Source organism: Zunongwangia profunda SM-A87, assembly GCF_000023465.1.
GTDB lineage: Bacteria > Bacteroidota > Bacteroidia > Flavobacteriales > Flavobacteriaceae > Zunongwangia > Zunongwangia profunda.
This window is the reverse complement of record NC_014041.1, coordinates 4782963-4806093: the sequence shown is the minus strand read 5'-3', so window position 1 is coordinate 4806093 and position 23131 is coordinate 4782963. Positions and strand designations below refer to the sequence as shown.

General features: G+C 36.8%; 23 protein-coding genes. 12 read left to right on the top strand and 11 right to left on the bottom strand.

Annotated elements, in window-relative coordinates; all coding sequences use genetic code 11:
* The first annotated feature begins 100 nt into the window (after nt 1-100).
* From ZPR_RS21095 to ZPR_RS21085, 3 genes are all read left to right on the top strand, one after another.
* Nucleotides 101-2500 (top strand): TonB-dependent receptor, encoded by a 2400-nt coding sequence (locus ZPR_RS21095; RefSeq protein WP_013073818.1) that lies wholly within the window; start codon nt 101-103, stop codon nt 2498-2500.
* A gap of 153 nt (nt 2501-2653) precedes the next feature.
* Nucleotides 2654-3418: an SDR family NAD(P)-dependent oxidoreductase gene (locus tag ZPR_RS21090; protein WP_041580170.1), complete on the top strand. Its 765-nt coding sequence runs from the start codon at nt 2654-2656 to the stop codon at nt 3416-3418.
* 78 nt (nt 3419-3496) lie between these two features.
* Nucleotides 3497-4396, top strand: a complete 900-nt coding sequence (locus ZPR_RS21085) for a helix-turn-helix domain-containing protein (protein ID WP_013073816.1) — start codon at nt 3497-3499, stop codon at nt 4394-4396.
* On the opposite strand, the gene ZPR_RS21080 is transcribed toward ZPR_RS21085, so the two are convergent.
* On the bottom strand, nt 4397-4834 hold the full coding sequence (locus ZPR_RS21080; protein ID WP_013073815.1) for a hypothetical protein: 438 nt from the start codon (nt 4832-4834) through the stop codon (nt 4397-4399).
* A 385-nt stretch (nt 4835-5219) separates the two neighbouring features.
* Between ZPR_RS21080 and greA the strand changes: the two genes are divergently transcribed.
* The 3 genes from greA to ZPR_RS21065 all read left to right on the top strand — a co-directional run bounded on the left by greA (nt 5220) and on the right by ZPR_RS21065 (nt 6600).
* Entirely contained in the window at nt 5220-5696 is a 477-nt protein-coding gene (gene greA / locus ZPR_RS21075; RefSeq protein WP_013073814.1) for a transcription elongation factor GreA, read from the top strand.
* Between the two features lie 107 nt (nt 5697-5803).
* A complete protein-coding gene (locus tag ZPR_RS21070) occupies nt 5804-6193 on the top strand; it encodes an HIT family protein (RefSeq protein WP_013073813.1) in 390 nt (129 codons plus the stop codon).
* 2 nt (nt 6194-6195) lie between these two features.
* The gene (locus ZPR_RS21065) at nt 6196-6600 is read left to right on the top strand and encodes an acyl-CoA thioesterase (RefSeq protein WP_013073812.1); all 405 of its coding nucleotides are present in this window, start codon (nt 6196-6198) and stop codon (nt 6598-6600) included.
* On the opposite strand, the gene ZPR_RS21060 is transcribed toward ZPR_RS21065, so the two are convergent.
* Complete coding sequence (locus ZPR_RS21060; protein WP_013073811.1) at nt 6586-7749, bottom strand: sensor histidine kinase; 1164 nt, start codon at nt 7747-7749, stop codon at nt 6586-6588. The two genes, ZPR_RS21065 and ZPR_RS21060, sit on opposite strands and share 15 nt — an antisense overlap.
* Before the next feature lie 117 nt (nt 7750-7866).
* Between ZPR_RS21060 and ZPR_RS21055 the strand changes: the two genes are divergently transcribed.
* The 3 genes from ZPR_RS21055 (at nt 7867) to aat (ending at nt 9853) form a co-directional block, all read left to right on the top strand.
* Nucleotides 7867-8742, top strand: a complete 876-nt coding sequence (locus tag ZPR_RS21055; RefSeq protein WP_041579311.1) for a flavin reductase family protein — start codon at nt 7867-7869, stop codon at nt 8740-8742.
* A gap of 6 nt (nt 8743-8748) precedes the next feature.
* Nucleotides 8749-9123, top strand: coding sequence for a DUF3127 domain-containing protein (locus ZPR_RS21050; RefSeq protein ID WP_013073809.1), 375 nt, complete (start codon nt 8749-8751; stop codon nt 9121-9123).
* Nucleotides 9124-9214: 91 nt separating this feature from the next.
* Complete coding sequence (gene aat / locus ZPR_RS21045) at nt 9215-9853, top strand: leucyl/phenylalanyl-tRNA--protein transferase (RefSeq protein ID WP_013073808.1); 639 nt, start codon at nt 9215-9217, stop codon at nt 9851-9853.
* Nucleotides 9854-9967: 114 nt separating this feature from the next.
* Here aat and ZPR_RS21040 read toward each other — a convergent pair whose 3' ends face one another.
* The 3 genes from ZPR_RS21040 to ZPR_RS21030 all read right to left on the bottom strand — a co-directional run bounded on the left by ZPR_RS21040 (nt 9968) and on the right by ZPR_RS21030 (nt 12573).
* Nucleotides 9968-11080 (bottom strand): bile acid:sodium symporter family protein, encoded by a 1113-nt coding sequence (locus ZPR_RS21040; protein WP_013073807.1) that lies wholly within the window; start codon nt 11078-11080, stop codon nt 9968-9970.
* 208 nt (nt 11081-11288) lie between these two features.
* The gene (locus tag ZPR_RS21035) at nt 11289-11855 is read right to left on the bottom strand and encodes a DNA-3-methyladenine glycosylase I (RefSeq protein ID WP_013073806.1); all 567 of its coding nucleotides are present in this window, start codon (nt 11853-11855) and stop codon (nt 11289-11291) included.
* Between the two features lie 4 nt (nt 11856-11859).
* Nucleotides 11860-12573 (bottom strand): hypothetical protein, encoded by a 714-nt coding sequence (locus ZPR_RS21030; RefSeq protein ID WP_013073805.1) that lies wholly within the window; start codon nt 12571-12573, stop codon nt 11860-11862.
* 233 nt (nt 12574-12806) lie between these two features.
* Here ZPR_RS21030 and ZPR_RS22750 point away from each other — a divergent pair, with 233 nt between their 5' ends.
* Nucleotides 12807-13361, top strand: a complete 555-nt coding sequence (locus tag ZPR_RS22750) for a DUF3575 domain-containing protein (RefSeq protein ID WP_013073804.1) — start codon at nt 12807-12809, stop codon at nt 13359-13361.
* On the opposite strand, the gene truB is transcribed toward ZPR_RS22750, so the two are convergent.
* The 4 genes from truB to ZPR_RS21005 all read right to left on the bottom strand — a co-directional run bounded on the left by truB (nt 13358) and on the right by ZPR_RS21005 (nt 16137).
* On the bottom strand, nt 13358-14077 hold the full coding sequence (truB, locus tag ZPR_RS21020; protein WP_013073803.1) for a tRNA pseudouridine(55) synthase TruB: 720 nt from the start codon (nt 14075-14077) through the stop codon (nt 13358-13360). The two genes, ZPR_RS22750 and truB, sit on opposite strands and share 4 nt — an antisense overlap.
* Nucleotides 14078-14188: 111 nt before the next feature.
* Nucleotides 14189-14983, bottom strand: a complete 795-nt coding sequence (locus ZPR_RS21015; protein ID WP_013073802.1) for an undecaprenyl-diphosphate phosphatase — start codon at nt 14981-14983, stop codon at nt 14189-14191.
* Nucleotides 14984-14986: 3 nt separating this feature from the next.
* Nucleotides 14987-15241 (bottom strand): DUF3098 domain-containing protein, encoded by a 255-nt coding sequence (locus ZPR_RS21010; protein WP_013073801.1) that lies wholly within the window; start codon nt 15239-15241, stop codon nt 14987-14989.
* 17 nt (nt 15242-15258) lie between these two features.
* Nucleotides 15259-16137 carry a cell division protein FtsX gene (locus ZPR_RS21005; RefSeq protein ID WP_041579308.1) on the bottom strand — a complete coding sequence of 293 codons (879 nt, stop codon included), beginning with the start codon at nt 16135-16137 and terminating at the stop codon, nt 15259-15261.
* Between the two features lie 178 nt (nt 16138-16315).
* On the opposite strand from ZPR_RS21005, the gene ZPR_RS21000 reads away from it, so the two are divergent.
* Nucleotides 16316-17242, top strand: a complete 927-nt coding sequence (locus ZPR_RS21000; RefSeq protein ID WP_013073799.1) for a ketopantoate reductase family protein — start codon at nt 16316-16318, stop codon at nt 17240-17242.
* A gap of 444 nt (nt 17243-17686) precedes the next feature.
* Nucleotides 17687-20938, top strand: a complete 3252-nt coding sequence (gene leuS / locus ZPR_RS20995) for a leucine--tRNA ligase (protein ID WP_013073798.1) — start codon at nt 17687-17689, stop codon at nt 20936-20938.
* Nucleotides 20939-21809: 871 nt separating this feature from the next.
* On the opposite strand, the gene rimM is transcribed toward leuS, so the two are convergent.
* Both rimM and ZPR_RS20985 read right to left on the bottom strand, forming a co-directional pair.
* Complete coding sequence (gene rimM, locus ZPR_RS20990; protein WP_041579302.1) at nt 21810-22337, bottom strand: ribosome maturation factor RimM; 528 nt, start codon at nt 22335-22337, stop codon at nt 21810-21812.
* Nucleotides 22338-22351: 14 nt separating this feature from the next.
* On the bottom strand, nt 22352-22900 hold the full coding sequence (locus tag ZPR_RS20985) for a 30S ribosomal protein S16 (RefSeq protein WP_013073796.1): 549 nt from the start codon (nt 22898-22900) through the stop codon (nt 22352-22354).
* Nucleotides 22901-23131 lie beyond the last annotated feature (231 nt).

Here is a 23131-nt window from a genome sequence, read left to right as displayed (position 1 = left end):
TGGATAGGCTTCGGAATTAGAATCGAAGAAATTCAGGATTTATTTTTTAACCAAATTTTTAATGGAATAATGGCCCCTTTTATTCGTAAATTTTTTACGAATGAAAAATATATTATTCAGTTTTTTATTGCTGTTCTCTGGCTATGCAGTGGTGGCGCAGCAGTATCAAATTTCAGGGACAGTGACACGGGAAGGAAAACCTTTAAGCGGAGTTTCGGTCTACACCACCACCAAAAAATCAGGAACACTTACAGATGCTTCCGGGGAATACAAGCTTACTTTAGAGGAAGGGAAACACACAGTTCAGTTTGTGTACGGAAATCGAAAATCTTTTGAGATCGATCTTAAGTCAGATCAGGTATTAGATGTAGATCTTAGTGGTTTAGAGGAAGCTTTAAGTGAAGTGTTCTTGCAGTCTGTTAGGGTAGACGCCGATTCGCCCATTACCTACAGTAATTTAACCAATGAAGAGATCGGCGAGCGAAATCTTGGGCAGGATATTCCTGTATTAATGAATTATTTACCCTCTGTAGTAACGACCACAGATGCCGGAAACGGAATTGGTTATACCGGGATCAGGGTACGAGGTAGTGATGCTACACGAACAAATGTTACCATTAATGGTGTGCCTTATAATGATGCTGAAAGTCAGGGAACTTTCTGGGTGAACTTGGGCGATTTTGCATCATCTACAGAGAACATTCAGTTACAACGTGGTGTGGGAACCTCTACTAATGGTGCCGGCGCATTTGGGGCTAGTATCAATATTTTAACCAATCGATATAATGAAGAAGCCTCGGCCGAAATAGCTAATAGCTACGGTTCTTATAATACACATAAGCATACGGCTAAATTTAGCACAGGTTTATTTAATAATCATTGGGAGTTTTCTGGTCGAGCTTCATTGATTAAAAGTGATGGTTATATCGATAGGGCGGAATCAGAACTTAAATCTTACTTTTTGCAAGGAAGCTATATTGATGGGGGTACTTTGGTAAAAGCATTGATGTTTGGCGGGAAAGAAAGAACGTATCAGGCCTGGTATGGGATGGATGCTGAAACTTTAGAAAATGACAGAACCTATAATCCTGCTGGTGAATATACCGATGAAGACGGCAACGTAAAGTATTACGATAACCAAACCGATAATTACCAGCAGGATCATTACCAGTTGCTATGGAACCAAACTTTCAATAAAAACTGGTCATCTAATCTTGCACTGCATTATACTTACGGGAGAGGATATTACGAGGAGTATGAAGAAGATGCCAGCCTCATTGATTTTGGATTACCAAATTTCATCGCAGATGGTGCACAAATTACTTCATCTGATTTGGTGAATACCAGCTGGCTGGATAATCATTTTTATGGCACTACTTTTAGTTTAAATTATAAGAATAGTACGGTAGATGCCATTGTTGGAGGTGGTTGGAATCGCTACGACGGCGATCATTTTGGGGAGGTAATTTATACCAGATTTGCACGTAACAATGATCCTTACAAGCCGTTTTATAAAAACAATGCAGTAAAAACAGATTTTAATATCTATGGGAAAGCTACGGTTTCGATTACCGCTAAGTTTGCGGTGTATGGTGATTTGCAGCTAAGAACCATCAATTACGAAGGGGATGGACCCACTCAGCAAGTTGCCAATTTTCCTATCGATGCGAATTTCGATTTCTTTAATCCTAAAGGAGGTTTTACTTATCAGTTTAATGAAAAAAGTCAGCTATATGGATCTGTGGCAGTTGCGCATCGTGAGCCCTCACGATCTGATTACGAAGATGCTTTTCAAAATGAAGAGGTCGCTCCAACCGAAGAACAATTGGTCGATTACGAGTTAGGCTGGCGTTTTAATTCGGGAAAAACTCAGGTAAACACGAATCTTTATTTTATGAACTATAAAGATCAATTAGTGTTAACCGGGGAAATTGATGAAGAAGGTGCTGCGATTAGAAAAAACAGCGGAGAAAGTTACCGACTGGGATTAGAGGTAGATGCTACGATCTGGGTAAATGACTGGTTAAGTTTAAGACCTAATATTGCAATAAGCCGAAATAGAAATAAGGACTTCGTAGCAGTTTTTGATGGCATTCGGCAAAATTTTGGAGATACTGAAATTTCATTTTCCCCTAATGTTGTAGCCGGCAATATGATTAGGCTTTCTCCAATTAAAAATCTTCAGTTAAATTTATTAAGCAAATATGTAGGGGAGCAATATATGAGTAATTTGGAGTTAGAAACATCTAAGCTGGATTCTTATTTTGTAAACGATTTTAATATACGATACGTGTGGGACACCCCTCCATTATTTAAAGAAGTGGTGTTTACAGGATTAGTTAATAATATTTTTGGCGAAAAATACGTATCTAATGGATACTTCTACACTTATGATATAGAAAATCCAGAGATGCCAAACGGAGTAGAGACGTTAGGCGGTGCAGGATATTATCCACAGGCCACCACAAATTTTTTAGCCGGAGTTACCCTAAGATTTTAAATTTGTTAGATTTATCTTAGTTACTAATGCCTGGGATTTTCTAAAATTCCAGGCATTTTTTATTGTTTGAATTTTACCATTTTTGGTTTGATCGCTTCTAAAATTCAGGGAAGTACTTATTTAATTTTGCCTTTGAATTTAAAATTAAAAATGATGAGTACAGGGAAAAAAATTGCATTGATTACAGGAGGAAGTCGTGGTCTGGGTAAAGATATGGCTTTAAAAACGGCAGCTAAAGGACTGGATGTCGTGATCACATATCACAGTAAAAAAGAAGAAGCTGAAAGAGTTGTTGCTGAAATTAAGAAAATTGGCTGTCATGCTGTGGCACTTCAGTTAGATACTGCAAATGTTTCAGGTCTTGACGAATTTAAACGAAATCTTCAACAGGTTTTACAATCTGAATTTAAGGCTGAAAACATCGATTTTCTGGTTAATAATGCCGGGATAGGAATTAATCAGCCAATCGCTGAAACCTCCGAAGAAACTTTTGATCTTTTAACCAATATTCACTTTAAAGGCGTGTTCTTTTTAACGCAAAGATTACTGGATATTTTAAATGATGGTGGCGGCATTGTAAATATCAGCTCTGGTCTGGCCAGATTTACCATGCCCGGTTATAGTGTTTATGGGGCCTTGAAAGCAGGGATAGACTCTTTAACCAGATACGAAGCCAAAGAATTTGGTAAACGGGGGATTAGAGTAAATACTGTGGCACCGGGAGCGATTGAAACCGATTTTGGTGGCGGTTTGGTGCGTGATAACAAACAGGTAAACCAACATGTAAAACAATCTATCGCTTTAGATCGCGTAGGACAGGCCGATGATATTGGTGGCGTTGTTGCCTTTTTATGTACAGAAGATGCCAAATGGGTAAACGCCCAACGTATCGAAGTTTCTGGCGGCCAGAATATTTAGTTGGTAATAAGGAATATAGGAAAAGTATTCTGTAGTGCTTTTGCTACGGAATACTTTCTCTAAATTTTTATCTTTAGGATGATGGAAAAAACAATGAGCTTAGAGGATTTTTACCGGAAAAAACTAGGGGAACTTCCTAGCGATATTCTACAAAAAACAGGGCAATTTAATGTTTTTCGGTTAAGTGATTATTTTGGAACCACTAAAGCAATGCCCTATAGCCGAAAAGATTATTATAAAATTAGCCTGATCTCTGGTGAAAATGTAGTGCATTATGCTGATAAAACGCTTAAGGTAGAAGAAAATATGCTTTTGGTGGCTAATCCACAGGTGCCCTATAACTGGGAACCACTTTCTGAGGAAAAAACAGGCGCTTTTTGTGTCTTTACCGAAGATTTTATGAATGGCTTTGGGAACTTTAAAGACTATCCGGTATTTCAGAGCAGCGGTACGCCAATATTGTCTTTAAAAGATGCCGATTTTCATAGAATATTGGCTATATATGATAGAATGTTTTTAGAAATTCGTGCAGATTACGATTATAAGTATGATTTGTTACGGAATCTGGTTTTTGAACTAATTCATGAAGCCTTAAAATTACAGCCGGCAAAACTTGAGAGTAATAAAACCGAATCTAAAGCTTCAGAAAGAATTACATCATTATTCATGGAACTACTAGAACGGCAGTTTCCTATTGAAAATCCACTTCAACAAATAAAATTAAAGAGTGCCGGTGAATTTGCGTATCACTTAAATATCCATGCAAATCATCTAAACCGGGTATTAAAGGAAACTACGGGAAAAACCACTTCCCTGCTTCTTAATGAACGCATTTCTTTGGAAGCCAGAGCACTTTTAAAACATACCAATTGGAATATTGCTGAAATTTCCTGGTGCCTGGGCTTCGAGGATCCTTCTTACTTTATCAAGTTCTTTAAAAAAGCATCAGATGCTACCCCTGGGAATTTTAGAAAATAGTTAATTAGAAATGGTAAGAAACCTACCATTTTTTTCAACCCGATAGGCTTTCATGGCGTAGTCGCCCTCGCCCTCTACCTGTTCTCCGGTAATAATATTATAAACATTGCCTTCGCAACTACAGGTGGCTTCTATTCCGTTCATCGTCATTCCCGGACAAGTTTGATCCGGTACATGATTAGGGTCGCTAAGTTCGTAAGCCAGGTACAGATCATTATTTACATTATAAACAACTACTCCGCCAATTCCAACACCTTCGTAGTAAATGGGAACCTGATTTCCCGGAAATTGAAGCTGATTAAATTCCGCGGATTCAATATTAATTCGGTATTGAAAATTTATATCAACCAGGTTAGGATTATTATTGCGCCCATCATCACTAGAGGAACAGCCTGAAATTAAAATGCTTATCAGGCAAAAAAATAAAAAATGCTTCATTTAATTTCTTTTTTTATCACAAACGTAAATTTCTTATATTTGTTAGAATCAATCCCATTATAGGTGGGATTTTTTTTATTAATAAACAATAATCTAATGATCATGCAACTTTCAAATAATAAGTTCGCAGTCAGACCGCGGGACTTTATACATCTCCTTTAGTTGAAAATTTATTGGTATTGCCAACAGGAAAATACTCCATGGCTAGCCTCTAAATAATAAAAAGGGTTTACCGGTTGATACCGCTTGGGCTCGCCTCGAGGTTCTTGATTCGATCGCCTTTTAATAGCTCATTAGATTAAAAACAATCATTAAAAACATATTATTTTTTTGGAAGAAGGCCTCTTAATAAAGGCCCTTTACCAATTATAAAAACGACGAAGTTATGAGTAAAGTATCTTATTACACTGCAGAAGGACTAAAAAAATTAAGGGATGAATTAAATCACCTTAAAGATGTAGAGCGCCCAAGAGCTTCTGAAGCTATCGCAGAAGCCAGAGATAAAGGAGACTTAAGTGAAAATGCAGAATATGATGCTGCAAAAGAGGCGCAGGGACTTTTAGAGATGAAAATAGCAAAATTAGAAGAAGTGGTTGCGAACGCACGGGTTATTGATGAGTCGCAATTAGATACTTCTAAAGTTTTGATTCATTCTCATGTGAAAATTAAAAATCAGAATAATGGTGCTGAGGTTAAATATAAATTGGTGGCTCAGAGTGAAGCCGACTTAAAAACGGGAAAAATATCTGTAGACTCTCCTATTGGTAAAGGTCTGTTGGGTAAAAAGGTAGGTGAGGTTGCTGATATTGCAGTCCCAAGCGGTACTATGAAATTTGAAGTTTTAGAGATTTGGAGGGAGTAATTATCCTTAATCGCTTTTATGATTTATAAAAGTCCTTTTCTTAATCCTTTAACGGTGATTTGAGAAAAGGATTTTTAATTTTATAGCACTAATCAAAACAATCAATTATGGCCAGTTTATTTACGAAGATAGTTCAGGGAGAGATTCCTGCCTATAAAGTAGCAGAGGATAGCCAGTTTCTGGCATTTTTAGATATTCGTCCAAATTGTAAAGGGCATACGCTCTGTATTCCGAAGAAAGAAGTAGATTATATTTTTGATATGGAAGAACAGATGTATATGGAGCTAATGCGTTTTTCCAGAAAAGTGGCCCTTGCGCTAGAGAAAACAGTTTCATGTAAACGGGTAGGCGTTGCTGTAGTAGGGCTTGAGGTCCCACATACACACGTACATTTAATACCGCTTAATGATATGAGTGATATGAATTTTGCCAATCATTACGAAATGACTGATGATGAATTTAAGGAACTGGCAGAATCTATCCACGTAAACTTGTAAGTTTGGGAACCTTTAAGCTTGAATTAAAACTAAGGATAGACTGGGGCGACCTGGATATGTATCGCCATGTGAATAACCTAAGTTTTATGCGTTTTATGCAATCTGGCAGGGTGAACCTATGGGAAGCCACCGGGTTGCATAAAATGTATGCTGAAAAAAACAAAGGAGCTATGCTGGTTGCTACGCATTGCGATTTTAAAAAAGCCTTATATTACCCGGGGAGTGCCATTGTTAAGACCCGGATTGCTGAAGTAGGCAATAAAAGTTTTAAAATTGAGCATCATATTTTTGATGACCAAAACCAGCTTTGTGCTTTAGGAAATGATGTCTCTGTTTTTTACGATTTTAGTGAAAATAAAACCCTGCCAATTCCAGAAGATCTTCGGGAAATATTAAGCAGGTACTGAGCTTTTTCTAAGCATGATTTCAAAAGTAGTGCCTTCGCCAATTTCACTTTTAGCCACTCTAATACGGCCATCATGATATTCTTCTACAATGCGTTTCGCTAAGGATAAGCCAAGTCCCCAGCCACGTTTTTTGGTAGTTTGTCCGGGTTCAAAAATAATTTTGAATCGGTTTTTATCGATTCCTTTTCCCGTATCATGAACATACACAAAAACCTGCTTATCATTTTGCCTGATTTCGATGGTGATTTTTCCTTTACCGCGCATCGCATCAATAGCGTTTTTTACCAGGTTTTCGATAGTCCAGCTGAATAACTGCGTATTTAGATTTACAATAATTTTTTCTCTGGGAACCTGTAAATTAAAATCGATAAGTTTAGAGCTTCTGGATTGTAAATACTGGTAACTTTGCCTGGTCGCTTCAACAAGATCGGTTTCTTCCAGAAGCGGTGCAGATCCAATTTTAGAAAAACGTTCGGTAATGGTTTGTAAACGCTGTATGTCTTTTTCCATCTCAACAATATAAGCGTCATTAACTTTTTCCTGCTTTAAAATTTCAGTCCACCCAATTAAAGAACTTAACGGCGTTCCTATCTGATGGGCCGTTTCTTTTGCCATTCCTGCCCATAATTTATTTTGCTCGCTGTTTTTGGTGGTGGTGTAAAAAAAGTAAATGACCCCTATAATCAAAAATCCAATGGTAACCAGTCCCAGCGGATAATATTTTAAACTATTTAATACAGGGGAATTTCCATAATATACCTTATGCGTCCTAAATCGGTCCAGATGCATAATTATAGGCTCGTTTTCAGCCTTCAGGCGATTAAGGTAATTTTCGGCTTTTTCAGGGGTGTCTATTTTTTCAGGATCGATAAAGTGAGAAGACACAATAGTTCCTTCCTCGTCGGTTTGCAAGGTGGGAATACTAGTATTGCTATTAAGAACATTAAGGATCAGCGGACTCAAATTCTCGTTACTGTCGGCGCGATCCAGTTCCAGCAGAGCTTCAGCCCAAATACTCATCTTGGTGCGCTCTTCATCTTTAAGGCGGTTAAAAAATATGGTGGTATTCCATAAAACCAGTACAATTACGGCTAATCCTGCAAATATGATAAACCAGCGGTTGTACTTTCGTTCGTCACTAAAATTCATAAAGAGTTCCTCTCTATTTTAAAAGGGGTTAAATATAAGCGTTTTAATGTGAATATTATTGTGTGGTCAATCTTTATATTCCATCTCCTAATTATTACCTTTGTGAAAAATCAACGCATGTTAAGTATAGATTCTAAGGAATCGCCTTCTGGCGCTCTTTACAGGTATTTAAGCGGGGCGGTAGGACCAAGACCTATTGCTTTTGCCAGTACTTTAGATGTGGAAGGAAGGCCAAATTTGGCTCCTTTTAGTTTTTTTAATGTATTTAGTGCTAATCCGCCAATTTTGGTGTTTTCTCCGGTGAGAAGGGGGAAAGATGGTAGTCTTAAACATACGCTCTTAAACCTTAAAACGGTTAAAGAATGTGTGATTAATATCGTTGATTATAAGATGGTGCAGCAAATGTCCTTAAGCAGCACTGATTATGCTGAAGGTGTAAATGAGTTTGAGAAATCCGGATTGAGCATGCAGCCATCAGATCTTGTAAAACCTTTTAGGGTGGCAGAATCTCCCGTTCAGTTTGAATGTAAAGTAAATGAAATTATCGAGCTGGGACAGGAAGGTGGCGCAGGAAATCTGGTAGTATGTGAAGTTATAAAAACACATATAAAAGAAGAGATTTTAGATGAAGAGGGCTATATAGATCAGGTAAAGATCGATCAGGTAGCCAGGATGGGCGGTAACTGGTACACCAGGGCTAAGGACGGCATGTTTGAAGTGCCAAAGCCGATTGCTACTTTAGGGATTGGTGTAGATGCTATTCCGAAGGAAATTAGACAGAGTGTTATTTTAACCGGTAATGATCTTGGTAAATTAGGGAATGTTGAAGAATTGCCGAGCTTGGAAGAATCGAAATTATACGTTTCTGAAGACGATTTATTTACCGAAATTATTGCCGCAAAAGAAACAGAAGCAATTCATAAACAGGCGCAATTATTGCTTGATAAAGGAAAGGTGATAGAAGCGTGGAAATTATTACTAGCAAATTATTAAACGAAGATGGAAGTACAAGGAAAGATTAAATTAATTGGAGACACCAAAACTTTTGGAAGTAACGGTTTTAGAAAGAGAGAATTGGTAGTCACTACAGAAGAGCAATATCCGCAGGATTTAATGATCGAGTTTGTTCAGGATAAAACAGATTTATTAAATACATATCAGGTGGGGCAACCGGTGAAAGTTGGGATTAACCTTCGTGGTAGAGAATGGGTAAGCCCACAAGGAGAAACCAAATATTTTAATTCTATCCAGGGATGGAGAATAGAAAATTTACAGCCATCACAACCAGGGGGGCAAAACGTACCACCACCAGAAGATCATTTTGAGCCCGCTCAGGATTTTAAAGATGAAGATTATGACGATCTTCCTTTCTAAACCTAGAATATAATTTTTTTGAAAAGCTTAGTACCTCTTTAGGGTGCTAAGCTTTTTTCTTTTTGTACATTTCTTAATCCTAAAACATTGTATGTTGCAAATTTTAAATCCATTTGAACCCTTTCCAGATATTAGATACACTTCAGATGATGGATTACTTGCTGTTGGAGGATCACTTACTGAAAGCCGATTAATGGAAGCGTATTCAAAAGGGATTTTTCCCTGGTACGATGAATCTCAGCCTATTTTATGGTGGTGCCCGGATCCCAGAATGGTTTTATTTCCACATAAATTAAAGGTTTCAAAGAGCATGAAACAGCTGTTTAAAAAAAAAGCGTTTAAAATTACCTATAACGAAGCATTTGAAACGGTAATAGAGAACTGTGCTAAAATCAAACGAAAAGGACAGCTGGGTACCTGGATCACGCCAGAAATGAAGGCCGCTTATATCGGTTTAAATAAAAAAGGAATCGCTCAATCTGTCGAGGTTTGGAAGGATGGGGAGATTGTAGGAGGCTTATATGGGATTTATCTAAAAAATAAAAAGCTTTTTTGTGGGGAGAGCATGTTTGCAAAAGTAAGCAATGCCTCTAAATACGGTTTTATAAGTATGGTAAGGAAACTTCAGGAAAACGGAGTAAAACTTATCGATTGCCAGGTGCATACAGATCATTTAGAAAGTCTTGGGGCAGAAGAAATTTCCAGAAAGGAATTTCTTGAATATTTATAACTATCTGGTATCTCTCAATAGTTATGAGTTTCAGGTTGTTTTTTCATTGTTTTTCTTGCTTTCTTTTTAAAAATTAAAATAAAAAAGAATAAGGTTTTTCATTCCAAAATTCTTTTATGGGATATCATTTTCGATTTCTTTAGTATTGCTTTTAGGTTCTTCAGGATTTTTCTTGTGCCAGTAAGAAGCCAGTATGGAACCGGTAATATTCATTAACGGTCCAAAAACCGCCGGCGCCAGTCCAATTGTGGCTATTTTTCCTAAAGAATTAGCGATCCCCGATGCCAGTCCGCCATTTTGCATTCCTACTTCTAATGCTATAGTCCTTGCATCGCGCTCTGACATTTTACATACTCTTGCTACCCAGTATCCTAAAAGGTATCCAAATAGATTGTGTATTAAAACCACCAAAATCAATAATGCCCCAATATCCATTAAGCTATCACGGCCTGCAGCAGTGATTACTACAATGATTAAAGCAATGCCTAGCATAGATATTATGGGCATAACTTTATCAAGCCATCGAGTTTTGTCTTTAAAAATTTTATTGAATAATAAGCCAGCTCCAATAGGTATGATGATCATCTTTACAATATTCCACATCATTCCCAAGAGATCAATTTCTACGAATTCTCCGGCTAATAATTTCATTAATAAAGGGGTTAATAAAGGTGCCATTAATGTGGCTATGGCGGTTATACTAATAGAGAGGGCAAGATTTGCTTTGGCTAGATAAGCCATAACATTAGAAGCCATCCCACTTGGTGAGCTTCCAATAAGAATAATCCCTGCAGCAATTTCAGTAGGAAAATCACTAACTACTGCCAGTATATATCCCATAAATGGCATAATGCCCAGCTGTGCCAAAACTCCAATAACCACTCCTTTGGGGGTCTTTATCACAGCGGCAAAGTCTTTTGCCTTCATAGAAGTTCCCATACCAAACATGATGATTTGGATAAGCGGTGTGATAAGATTGGTTAATTTAAAATCTCCTACAGCTATAAAATATTGCGGGTAATACATCGATGTAGTTACTGCTGCAAAAATAATCGTTGTAAAAGTGAAACCTTTTAAGCTGGGAAATCCTCTAAAGGCTAAAGCCGTATTTAAAAAGAAAAGAATAAGTACAGGGCCTGTAATACTAGTATATCCAAAGATGATCATTCCAAAAAATAAACATAGTAAAAATGTAGAGATACCTAATAATACTTTATAAACATTCATTTTTACGAAGTATTTATTTTGGATAATATGGAGTGATTAATGTTGGTGCTTGAAAATAGGGATGGGTAAATAATTTATTAAGTTGATAAGCTACATGCCCATGACATTTCATGATGATTGATTTTTAATCTTTTTTGTTAAAAAATCATACAAGTATAACGATTTATCAATTAATTAGTGTTGTTAAAATCTTTATTTTGGTAATTTTTTATACTTCTTTATATCTGAAGCAGGAAGTTTCGTGATCATTTACCATACCGGTAGCTTGCATATGCGCATAAACTACGGTCGATCCCACGAATTTGAATCCACGTTTTTTGAGGTCTTTACTTAGTTTATCACTAATTTCTGTAGTCGCCGGAGCTTCTTTGTAATTTTTTACTTTATTCTGTATTGGTGTGTGATCTACAAAGCTCCAGATATACTGGTCAAAACTGCCAAATTCATCCTGAATTTTCATAAAAAGCTGCGCATTGGTAACCGCACTTCTCACTTTTAATTTATTCCTAATAATCCCCGGATCCTGGAGTAATTCCTGAATTTTTGCTTCGGAATAATCAGCTACTTTTTTATAATCAAAATTATCAAAAGCCTTCCTGAAATTTTCTCGTTTTCTTAAGATAGTAATCCAGCTTAGGCCAGCCTGAAAAGTTTCCAGAATTAGAAATTCAAATAATTTTTGATCATCATGTACCGGTACGCCCCATTCTTCATCATGATAGGTTTCATATAATTCGTCGCCTAAACACCAGCCGCATCTATGTTTTTGAGTCATAATTTTAAGGTTTAAATTGATAAGTAATCGTTCCCGGCTGATTATCCCTCCCGGCGAGTTCACTAAAAACCGCTTCAGAAGCATAAAGCAGCGCATTTTCTACCAAGCATTTGTTATCAGTAGAAGAACTGGCTTCATTAAATGATGTGGCTATAACACGGCCACTTTCGTTCACTTTGATATTGATGACTATTTTACCAGAAATACTACAGGTATAAATAGGATTAGGAATGTTTACGGCCGTTCTTCCCTTTAAATTAAAAGAAATAGAACTGTTCTTTAGGCTACCACGCTTAGTAGAGGTGGCAGTGTTCGAATTATCCCCATCAGATTGCTTTTGTGTTTTTTTTCCAGGTTTTCCAACCGCATAATCTCCAGAAGAATTGCTCTCGCTATTGTCTGAGGTTTCGGTTTGTGAAGCCGAATTTTTCTGGAAAATATCGTTTAACTTTTTATCGAAATTCGCTTCCCTGGCTTTATTATTTTGATCAAAAGCACGATGTGTTTGTGGTTTAGAATTTGTTTGCTTTGCTGTTTTTTCAGGTTCTGTTTGCTCTTCTTCTTGTTGTAAAGACTGGGTGAAAGAATCCAGGTCGACCAAAAATTCCTGGCTTTTCCTTGCGCTACTTCCCAAATGCCAGTTGTATAGCCCTAAAAACAATACTAAAAATACCAAAGTGGTTAAGAGTAAGGCTTTATGTTTTTCTATAAACTGCATGTGTTATAAACCGTGATCGTTATTTGTAATTTTGCATGGAAGTTAGCATTTTTTAAAGTTTATATTCCAATAGCTTAGTTAAGAGTTTTATTTAAATTGTATTTATGGTAAAACTTATTTAGCAGGTCTTGTGTAAATTAAACCATATTTTATAAAATTTTAAAATATAATAGCGATATGCATTGGTAATTTAATATTTTGCGTATTATTTAACCAATTCATCAATCAATAAAATGAAGAAAATTTTACTCTTATTTTTTGTGTGTACTTCCTCGATTATTAATGCTCAGCAAGAGCAGGATTCAGATGAAACCAAGCAGGAATTAAAATTCAATTTAGCCATGTCTATTGCTGGTGTTCCAGAGCTTACTTATGAATACTTTTTGGAAGATAACAGTAGTGTTGGTGCTTCGATAGCAATAGGTTTGGAAAACGCAGAGGATATGTCATTACGTTTTATTTTGAGTCCGTATTATCGTTTGTTTTTTGGAAAGAAAAAGAATGCCGGTTTTTTTATCGAGGCTAATTCGGCAATTGCAACTTACCGCGATATTTATAATCGCTATGAATATTATTATGATGACAATGGGGAGTATAGGGAAGACAGCATAAGTGTGTACGACAAAAAAACAACGAATTTTGGTTTAGGGGCGGCTGTAGGATTTAAATTACTAACCCGTAATAATTATATAGGTGAAATTTATGCCGGTGCCGGTAGGTTGTTTGGTGATAGTAACGATATTGAAGTTTACCCGCGTGTAGGAATTACTATAGGTAAGCGTTTTTAAGCACCTGAAACAGGTCTTGGTAATTGCTTTTCAAAATCATCAAGGCCTAAACTGTTTTCTATAGAAAAATCACCAATTTTTGTTCTTCTTAATGAAGAAAGGTGCGCACCGCTATTCAATTTTTTTCCGAAATCGTGGGCAAGACTTCTTATGTAAGTCCCTTTACTACAAACTACTCTAAAGTTAATATCTGGAAAGTCTGAAGCATCAGTTTCAAATGCTTCAATACTTATGGTTCTTGGTTTTATTTCAACCTCCTCTCCTTTACGGGCATATTCATAAAGTCGTTTTCCGTCCTTTTTTAATGCAGAAAATACCGGAGGCAATTGTTCAATATCGCCAATAAAACTTTTTGTAGTTTCTGCTATATTTTCTTCGGTAATGTGATCTATGGGGAACGTTTCGTCGATTTCGGTTTCCAGGTCGTAAGAAGCTGTAGTGGACCCAAGGCAAAAAGTACCGGTATATTCTTTAATTTGGCCCTGAAGTTCTGGTATTCTTTTAGTGAATTTCCCCGTGCAAATAATTAAAAGTCCTGTTGCTAAAGGATCCAAAGTTCCTGCATGGCCTACTTTAATCTTTTTAATATCACAGCTTTTGCGAATCATCCATCGTACTTTATTCACTAACTGAAAAGACGTCCAGTTTAAGGGCTTGTCAAAAAGTAAGATTTGCCCTGTTTTAAATTCTTCTGCAGTAATAATTGGATGATCCATATATCAAAATCTATTTAAAGCTTCAAACTTAAATACAAATTTAGGATCGTGGGTAATGATTTTAGTTTTTGTTGAAAATTTAAGTCGTTTCAGCTATAGGTTCAGAATAAATTAAGCAAAATACCCAAAGGCAATGGCAAAGATTCCTACGATAAAGCAGTAAATGGAGAAATAAGAAAGTTTACTTTTTCGTACTAAAGAGATCATCCAGGTGCAGGCAACAAGGCCGGATAAAAATGCGGCCACAAAACCTATAATGAGATGAGAACCGCCAACCGATTCTTCAGTAATGTTGCCATCTAATAGGTCTTTAGCGATTTTACCAAATATTAGCGGCACTACCATTAAAAATGAAAAACGTGCTGCTTTGGTTTTATCGTTGCCTAAAAGTACAGAAGTCGAAATGGTAGAACCGCTTCGTGAAATTCCCGGTAGCATAGCGATGGCTTGTGCAACACCAATTACAAAAGCGTTCATAAAAGATACTGGTTTACCAGTATCTTTTGCTTTATCTGCCAGCCATAGTAAAAGAGCGGTAATGATGAGCATAAAACCAACAAAAATTACGCTTCCGCCAAAAAGTTCTTCTAAATAATCTTCGAAGAAAACACCAATAAGGGCAGCCGGAATCATAGAGATAATAATCTTAGCTGAAAATTGAGTTTCTTCGTTCCATTTAAACTGAAAAAGACCTTTAAAAATATCAAATATATCTTTTCTAAAAACGACAATAGTACTTAAAGCCGTAGCAAAATGAAGTACAACGGTAAACATCATAGATTCTTCGGGAAGACTGCTATCTCCTAAGATAGCTTTTCCTAATTCTAAATGTCCGCTGGAAGAAACGGGTAAAAATTCAGTTAATCCCTGAATTATTCCCAGGATGATGGCGTCTAAAGTATCCAAATTCTATTTTTTGTGTGGGTTTACTAAAATCGCATAAACCTGAATGCCAAAACCAATTAAAACAATGGTTGGGGCAAGGCGAATGCGCTGAAAATTATAAACAGCTTCATTAAATTCATTAGGATCGTCGCTACCGCCACCTGCCATCAAAATAAATCCTAAAGCGATTACTGCCAGACCGATAAACATGAATTTGTAATTCTTTTTACCGAATACAAAATTTTTATCCTGTTGTTGGGGTTTGGTGTTATTGCTCATGTTATATGATTTTAGCTTTAATAGTAAAGCTCATCTGTTTTTAAATTTAGAAATCTGGTGGTAGCGAAAAATGTACTTAACCAGGTGATAATAATCCCGGTTAGAAAAACACCGCCAAACAAAGCTAATATAATCTTTTTATCGGCAAGCAGGTTTAGCTCGGCAAAACTATTGTTTAGATAGTAAATTACTGCTGCCATACCTATAAGGGCTACTATGGCACCAATCATTCCTAATTTTACACTATTCCAGATAAATGGGCGGCGAATAAAGCCTTTAGTGGCGCCCACCATTTGCATCGTTTTTATAGTAAATCGCTTAGAGTAAACCGATAGCCTTATAGAGCTGTTTATTAGTAAAACCGCTATAAACGTAAATAAAGCGCTAACGATCAACACCCAAAAACTAATTTTCTTAAGATTGTTATTCAGCAAAGAAATTAAAGGCTTATCATAAGAAACCTCGTCTACGGCACTATTTTCTGAAAGTTTGGCGGCAATTTCTTCTACTTTTTCTGAAGAAACAAAATCGGCATTCATATACACATCTATAGAGTTTTGGAGCGGATTATAATCCAGAAATTCCATAAAATCTTCACCAATGGCTTCTTTGGTTTGCTTTGCAGCTTCTTCCTTAGATACAAAAGTTACCGATCTTGTATACGAAGCAGTGTCTAAACTTTTGGTAAGATTCTGCATGGCCTCTTCTTTGGCATCATCATTAAAATAAACGGTGATTGCAATTTGTTCCTTAAAATGATCGGCTACTTTTTTGGTATTTAATACCAGTAAACCCAACATTCCCAGTAGAAACAGTACCAGTGCGATACTTAGCACTACAGAAAAGTAAGATGAAATTAAACGTCGCTTTTGATATCGTTCAAACGATGTGCTCATAAACAGCTACCAATTTTTTGTAAAAATAATAAAGTAAACGGTTTCCAGACTTTCTTAACGCCCAAACTTTAAGAATTATTCTGATAAGCGTAAATTTGAAAGAATAAGATTCAATTTTTGTGAAAATGCTATTAAAATTTTGAATTAATTAATCTATAGAAAAAGAAAAACGGAAACTATGAAAATTCTTATTTACGGTACTGGTGGAGTTGGCGGTTATTTTGGTGGTCGATTAGCACAGGCAGGACATGATGTAACTTTTATAGCCAGAAATGCACATTTAAAGGCGATTAAAGAAAACGGACTTCGTGTGAATAGCATAAACGGTGATTTTGTGATACAACCCGCAAAAGCAACTGATGATATTAGCGAAATAGAAAGACCAGATTTAGTGATTTTAGGACTAAAATCCTGGCAAATAAAAGATGCTGCAAAAAAGCTAAAATCGATTATTACTGAAGAAACTATGATATTACCATTACAAAATGGCGCCGATAATATGGAAAAGCTCCAGGAAGTTATTTCTAAAAAGAATGTTTTGGCTGGTCTTTGTAAAATTTATAGCAAAAAAGAAGAACCCGGGCTCATTAATCATTTCTATTTGGAACCCGAGATTATTTTTGGAGAAATGGATAACGAAAAATCAGATCGAGCTTTAAAGCTGAATGAAATTTTTAACGATGCGGGGATTAAAGCAATGGTTCCAGATGATATTTATAAAGCCATCTGGAAAAAGTTTGCCTTTATTGCAACCGTAAGTGGTTTAGGTGGATTAACCCGTGTAGGTATTGGTAAAATGTGGCAAGATGATTATTTACAGGAGATTTTAAAGAAAACCGGACTAGAAATTCAAGCGATTGCCCAGGCTAAAGGAGTGGATTTTAATGAGGAGGATGTAGCGCAATTATTCCAGTTTATTAGTGGTCAGGAAATGACGACTACCGCTTCTACACAGCGGGATATTATGGAGGGGCGACCTTCAGAATTAGAAAATTTCAACGGCTATATTGTAGAACAAGGCAAGAAATTAGGAATCGAAACTCCGGTGAACGAATTTATTTATCGCGCATTGTTACCGATGGAAAAGGAAGCCAGAAGGAGTTAGACCGCTTCGCTTTTAGAGGTTAGAATTTAGAATTGGAATGAGGAGTCAAGAATCAGGAAAAAAGAGTGGTGATGTTGAATGTTGAATGCTGAATTTTGAATGAATCACTTCTGGAAAATTATGTTCGTTTCGACCCTGCCTCGCCGGCAGGCAGGTGAAACGTAGGGAAATGGAGAAATCTAAAAGCTGATAGTTAAGCGCTGACAGCGAATCAAACTGCAACCTATTTCCATTCTTAATTGCTCCCAACTGGTTTAAAATTGTAAATTTGCACGATTGTTAACAATTGATAATTACGGAATTCAGGAAATTACCTTAAGAAAAGCCCATAAAACTTTTATTAGAAGATTTTTTTATTGCGAGGCTGGTCTTAAGTATTTAATCTCAATTATCGAGTTCCGATTAAAATAAAGTCCGTTTAGGACGTTCAGAAATAGAAAGAAAATGAACTACAACTTCAACGACATTGAAGCCAAATGGCAAAAGTATTGGGCAGAAAACCAGACTTTTAAAGCATTAAACTCCTCAGAGAAACCAAAATATTACGTACTCGATATGTTCCCTTATCCATCGGGCGCCGGTTTGCATGTGGGGCATCCGCTAGGTTATATTGCCAGTGATATTTATGCTCGCTATAAGCGCCATAAAGGTTTTAATGTATTACATCCACAAGGTTACGATAGTTTTGGACTGCCGGCTGAGCAATATGCCATTCAAACCGGGCAACATCCTGCCATCACGACCAAAGATAATATTGCGAGATATCGTGAGCAATTAGATAAAATTGGGTTTAGTTTCGATTGGAGTAGAGAAGTGCGTACCAGTAATCCGGAATATTACAAATGGACGCAATGGATTTTTAGTGAGTTATTTGAATCCTGGTACGATTTAGAAGCTAATAAATCAAGAGCGATTTCCGAACTTGAAGCAATTTTTGCTTCCGAAGGGAATACACGGGTAAATGCTGCTTGTGATGATGCTATCGAAGATTTTTCTTCAGAGGAGTGGAACAAGTTTTCTTCCGAAGAAAAACAACGAATTTTATTAAAATATAGATTAACGTATTTAGCGGAAACCGAAGTAAACTGGTGTCCGCAATTAGGAACGGTTTTAGCGAACGACGAGATTGTAAACGGCGTTTCAGAACGTGGCGGTTATCCGGTAATCCGTAAGAAAATGACACAGTGGAGCATGCGAATTTCTGCTTTTGCAGAGCGTTTGCTTAAGGGCTTGGAAGAGCTGGACTGGACTGACAGTTTAAAAGAAAGTCAGCGTAACTGGATCGGGAAATCGGTTGGAGCTATAGTAGAGTTCCTCATCCTATCCTTCCCCAAAGGGGAAGAGAAAGCAAAACCCGGTTATATGACGGGAGGCAATAACTCCCATCTTCTAATTGAAAAGGCAAAAGAAAATAGAAACAATCCAACCGAAGCAGAAGCTGCGCTATGGTCTCAACTTAGGAATAAGCAACTGGACGGCTATAAATTTAGGCAACAGCACTTAATAGGTGATTTTATTGTAGATTTTGTTTGTCTTTCAAAGAAATTAGTGATTGAAGTCGATGGCGGAATTCATAAGGAGACTAAAGAATATGATGAAGAGCGAACAAAAATTCTTGCAGACAGAGGTTTCGAAGTTTTAAGATTTAAAAATGAGGAAGTTTTAGGTGATATTGATGTTATTCTTGAACAAGTCAGTAATAATTTAGCACAATTAAAGGATTATTCAGATCAGGAAAACGAAAGCAATATTCCCCCTTCGGGGGCTAGGGGGATTAAGGTGTTCACCACTAGACCAGATACGATTTTTGGAGTGACGTTTATGACGCTTGCACCAGAACATGAGTTAGTAAAAGAAATAACTACCGATGCGCAGCGTGAAGAAGTAGAGGCTTATATTGAAGCGACCGCAAAGCGAAGTGAGCGTGAGCGAATGGCCGATGTAAAAACGATTTCCGGAGCTTTTACCGGTGCGTATGCAGAGCATCCGTTTACTAAAGAACCAGTGCCAATTTGGATTGGTGATTATGTGTTGGCAGGTTACGGAACGGGAGCGGTAATGGCAGTGCCATGTGGAGATCAACGGGATTATGATTTTGCAAAGCATTTTGAAATCCCTATAAAAGATATTTTTGAAAACGCCGATATTTCTGAAGAGGCCCATAGTGGTAAAGAAGGAACGGTAATCGCTAATTCCGATTTTTTAAACGGATTAGAATATAAAGAAGCGCTACAAAAAGCCATTCTTAAGTTAGAAGAAATAGGTGCAGGCTACGGTAAAACCAATTATCGTTTAAGAGATGCCGTATTTTCTCGTCAGCGGTATTGGGGGGAACCATTCCCGGTATACTATGTAAATGGCTTACCCCAAATCATCGATGTAGCGCATTTGCCATTGCATTTACCTGAAGTTGAAAAATATTTGCCAACCGAAACAGGTGAACCACCATTAGGGAATGCTACCAATTGGGCCTGGGATACTGCAGCCAATAAAGTGGTGAGTAATGATAAGATTGATGATGAAACGATATTTCCTTTAGAGCTGAATACCATGCCGGGTTGGGCGGGTAGTAGCTGGTATTTGTTCCGTTATATGGATGCCGGCAACGATGAGGTTTTTGCCTCGGAAGCTGCACTGGATTATTGGGAAAATGTAGATTTATACATCGGCGGGAGCGAGCATGCCACCGGGCATTTATTATATTCCAGATTCTGGACTAAATTCTTAAAAGATCGCGGATATTTAAAAGTTGAAGAACCTTTTAAAAAGCTGATCAACCAGGGAATGATTTTGGGGACGAGTGCTTTTGTGTATCGCCTTGAAGGAGAAAACAAATTTGTTTCTAAAAATCTTAGTGAAGTAAAATCGGTACAGGCTATTCACGCTCCGGTAGAATATGTAAATGCTTCTGATGAATTAGATGTTGAAACTTTTAAAAACTGGAGGCCGGAATTTAAGGAAGCGGAATTTCTTACTGAAGAAAGCGGGGCTTATATTGTAGGTCGTGAGGTTGAAAAAATGTCGAAGTCTAAATACAATGTGGTGAATCCAGATGATATTTGTGAGGATTATGGCGCAGATACATTACGTATGTACGAAATGTTCCTTGGGCCTATCGATCAGGCAAAACCATGGAATACTGCCGGAATTACCGGGGTGCATAACTTTTTGAAGAAACTTTGGAAGTTATATTTCAACAACGACCAATTTGAAGTTTCCGAGGAAAAAGCTTCGGCAGATTCTTTAAAAACACTGCATAAAACCATTAAAAAAGTAACCGAAGATATCGAGAATTTCAGTTTTAATACCTCGGTTTCTACGTTTATGATTTGTGTAAACGAATTGAACGCGCAAAAATGTAATAGTCGCGAAGTTCTAGAACCTTTAGCGGTTTTAATAGCGCCGTATGCTCCACATATTGCTGAAGAATTATGGAGTAAGCTTGGACATTCCGAATCCATTTCAACCGCTATCTATCCAGAGTTTGAAGAGAAATTTTTAGTAGAAAGCACTAAAAATTATCCCATTTCATTTAACGGTAAAATGCGTTTTACGATGGAGTTACCAATGGATATGAGTAAAGATGACATTGAAAAAACGGTAATGGCAGACGAGCGTACGCAAAAACAATTGGACGGTAGAACACCTAAAAAAGTGATCGTGGTACCAGGTAAGATTGTAAATATTGTAGGATAGTTTTTAGCTAAAGTGCTTATCAATTAATACATACAAACCTCACAGGTTATCCCGTATGGCTATCGGGACTGTGAGGTTTTTTATTTTTCCGTCTCATTTAAAAGTTTGACACTCTAATCTATAGCTCTTGAGAGGCGTTCTTATTGATATGAAGTTAAATTTTAGGAGATTTCTCGACTCGTACCTCGCTCGGAATGACCAATCGTTTTCTTGAATAATTGAGTTGAAAAAATATAGAATTTGTATTAGAAAGCTGAGTGATGAGCAATAATTAGTAAATAGTAGTCATTTCGAGCGCAACGAAGTGAAGTCGAGAAATCTAAATATAACTATTGTTTTTCCGTAGCAGGAAGGTTGCAAAACTCAAGATTTTAAGTCAAGATTCTTTATTCATTTTTGTTTCCAAATCAGCACATTTAAGCATTATTAAATTATCACATTCCCAAATAGTCTATGTTCTAACTTTTAGCAGCGAGGTGATTTAAAATCTAACATCTAAGCACTTCTCGATACAATTTCTCGTGCCTCGAAATCACTCGAAGTGACAATAAATTTTTAAAAAGGAACTTCAAAATATAACATTCGGCATTCAAAATATTCCTCTGGTCTTCTTCGCGATTTTTCTCTTGATAATAAGGACTAATTAGTCTATTATCAAATTACCGCATCTTCAAATTTTTTAGTCTGTATTCTAAAATTTAGCAGCGAAGCATTCTGGTCTCAGTATACTGTTTACAGCGTTCAGCCATTCAATCAAAAAGGATTCAAGGTTTTATATTCAAAATATTTAATCTTGATTCCAGATTCTTAACTCTTGAATCTCTTTTCTTTTGTCTCTTTTCTATATTCTAAAAGCGCACCGGTCTAAACTTTATCCTAAATACAGGTCAATAAGTCCTTCAGGAGTGATAAGATGGATGGTTTTGTTGGGCTTGTCGATTTCTTCGATAAATTCATCATTCATGGGAATAAGAATCTCTTTATCATCTTTCTTGATTTCGAACAACGCCTGGGCTGTGCTATCGTTTATTGAGGTGATTTCTCCAATATCGCCATGAGTCGCATCCATCACTTTAAAGCCAATAATTTCGTGGTAATAAAACTGGTCGTCATCCAATACGGGGAGTAGGGTAAGTGGAAGATAAAGCTCACAACCAATCATATCTTCTGCATCATCTTCAGAGTCGATATCTTCAATTTTTGCACGGAGTAAGGTACTTTTGTGCAGGGAGGTTTTTTCAAAGAAAAATGGAACCAGATTGTTGTTATATTCAACAAAAACTGATTCCATTTCTGTGTACAATTCAGGTTCGTCTGTATCTAATTTGATCAGCACTTCACCCTTAAAGCTAAACTTGCTAACGATTTTACCTAAGTAGAAACATTCTTCTTTAGTCATCGCCAGCTATGAAATTAACCTTGTTTTTCTTCAGTTTTAGCTTCTTCTGCAGTTGCTTCGTCTACTTCTTTTTCAACATTAGCTTCTGGCTCGCCTTCTTCAGTAACAGCAGCAGCTTCTGCAGCGGCAGCTTCACGTTTAGCGTTTACTTCTTTCTCTGCAGCTAAAGCTTTATCTTTTGCTTCTTGCTCTGCTTTAGAAAGGTTTTCTTTTTTGTCGTTGATCTTGCCTTCTTTTTCCTCTAGCCAAGCCTGGAATTTCTTCTCAGCTTCTTCTTCGGTTAAAGCGCCTTTTCTAACTCCAACGGCAAGGTGTTTCTTTAATAAAGCACCTTTGTAAGAAAGAATAGCACGAGCTGTATCTGTTGGCTGTGCACCATTCTGTAACCATTTTACGGCTCCATCTACATCTAACTCTATAGTAGCAGGGTTAGTGTTTGGATTGTAGATTCCTAATTTGTCTAAGAATTTACCATCTCTTTTAGCACGCGCATCTGCGGCTACGATCCAATAAAAAGGTTTTCCTTTTTTACCGTGTCTTTGTAATCTGATTTTTACAGGCATAAAAATTAATTTATGGGGTTCCCGACCCCTATTATTAATAAGGCTGCAAAGATACTACATTTTTCTAATTTACAAGAGGTTGGCTAAAAAATATTATGGTAGATTAAAAACTGAGATTTTTATTTATGAGATACTAAAAAATTGGGAATAAATATAGATGCAATTTAGGCGATAAGTTAAAAGCAGTTAATTAGTGCTAAACCCTGTTAAATAGGTTGTTGCGGCCATAAA

What these genes read in the sequence shown, in the direction of transcription:
- ZPR_RS21035 (WP_013073806.1), bottom strand. Translation starts at nt 11,855, where the DNA reads ATGACTCAAAAACATAGATGCGGCTGGTGTTTAGGCGACGAATTATAT.
- ZPR_RS21060 (WP_013073811.1), bottom strand. Translation starts at nt 7,749, where the DNA reads ATGAATTTTAGTGACGAACGAAAGTACAACCGCTGGTTTATCATATTT.
- ZPR_RS21010 (WP_013073801.1), bottom strand. Translation starts at nt 15,241, where the DNA reads ATGAGCAATAACACCAAACCCCAACAACAGGATAAAAATTTTGTATTC.
- ZPR_RS21055 (WP_041579311.1), top strand. Translation starts at nt 7,867, where the DNA reads ATGTTAAGTATAGATTCTAAGGAATCGCCTTCTGGCGCTCTTTACAGG.
- ZPR_RS21030 (WP_013073805.1), bottom strand. Translation starts at nt 12,573, where the DNA reads ATGCAGTTTATAGAAAAACATAAAGCCTTACTCTTAACCACTTTGGTA.
- leuS (WP_013073798.1), top strand. Translation starts at nt 17,687, where the DNA reads ATGAACTACAACTTCAACGACATTGAAGCCAAATGGCAAAAGTATTGG.
- greA (WP_013073814.1), top strand. Translation starts at nt 5,220, where the DNA reads ATGAGTAAAGTATCTTATTACACTGCAGAAGGACTAAAAAAATTAAGG.
- rimM (WP_041579302.1), bottom strand. Translation starts at nt 22,337, where the DNA reads ATGACTAAAGAAGAATGTTTCTACTTAGGTAAAATCGTTAGCAAGTTT.
- ZPR_RS21070 (WP_013073813.1), top strand. Translation starts at nt 5,804, where the DNA reads ATGGCCAGTTTATTTACGAAGATAGTTCAGGGAGAGATTCCTGCCTAT.
- ZPR_RS22750 (WP_013073804.1), top strand. Translation starts at nt 12,807, where the DNA reads ATGAAGAAAATTTTACTCTTATTTTTTGTGTGTACTTCCTCGATTATT.
- ZPR_RS21050 (WP_013073809.1), top strand. Translation starts at nt 8,749, where the DNA reads ATGGAAGTACAAGGAAAGATTAAATTAATTGGAGACACCAAAACTTTT.
- ZPR_RS21090 (WP_041580170.1), top strand. Translation starts at nt 2,654, where the DNA reads ATGAGTACAGGGAAAAAAATTGCATTGATTACAGGAGGAAGTCGTGGT.
- truB (WP_013073803.1), bottom strand. Translation starts at nt 14,077, where the DNA reads ATGGATCATCCAATTATTACTGCAGAAGAATTTAAAACAGGGCAAATC.
- aat (WP_013073808.1), top strand. Translation starts at nt 9,215, where the DNA reads ATGTTGCAAATTTTAAATCCATTTGAACCCTTTCCAGATATTAGATAC.
- ZPR_RS21085 (WP_013073816.1), top strand. Translation starts at nt 3,497, where the DNA reads ATGATGGAAAAAACAATGAGCTTAGAGGATTTTTACCGGAAAAAACTA.
- ZPR_RS21095 (WP_013073818.1), top strand. Translation starts at nt 101, where the DNA reads ATGAAAAATATATTATTCAGTTTTTTATTGCTGTTCTCTGGCTATGCA.
- ZPR_RS21000 (WP_013073799.1), top strand. Translation starts at nt 16,316, where the DNA reads ATGAAAATTCTTATTTACGGTACTGGTGGAGTTGGCGGTTATTTTGGT.
- ZPR_RS20985 (WP_013073796.1), bottom strand. Translation starts at nt 22,900, where the DNA reads ATGCCTGTAAAAATCAGATTACAAAGACACGGTAAAAAAGGAAAACCT.
- ZPR_RS21040 (WP_013073807.1), bottom strand. Translation starts at nt 11,080, where the DNA reads ATGAATGTTTATAAAGTATTATTAGGTATCTCTACATTTTTACTATGT.
- ZPR_RS21005 (WP_041579308.1), bottom strand. Translation starts at nt 16,137, where the DNA reads ATGAGCACATCGTTTGAACGATATCAAAAGCGACGTTTAATTTCATCT.
- ZPR_RS21080 (WP_013073815.1), bottom strand. Translation starts at nt 4,834, where the DNA reads ATGAAGCATTTTTTATTTTTTTGCCTGATAAGCATTTTAATTTCAGGC.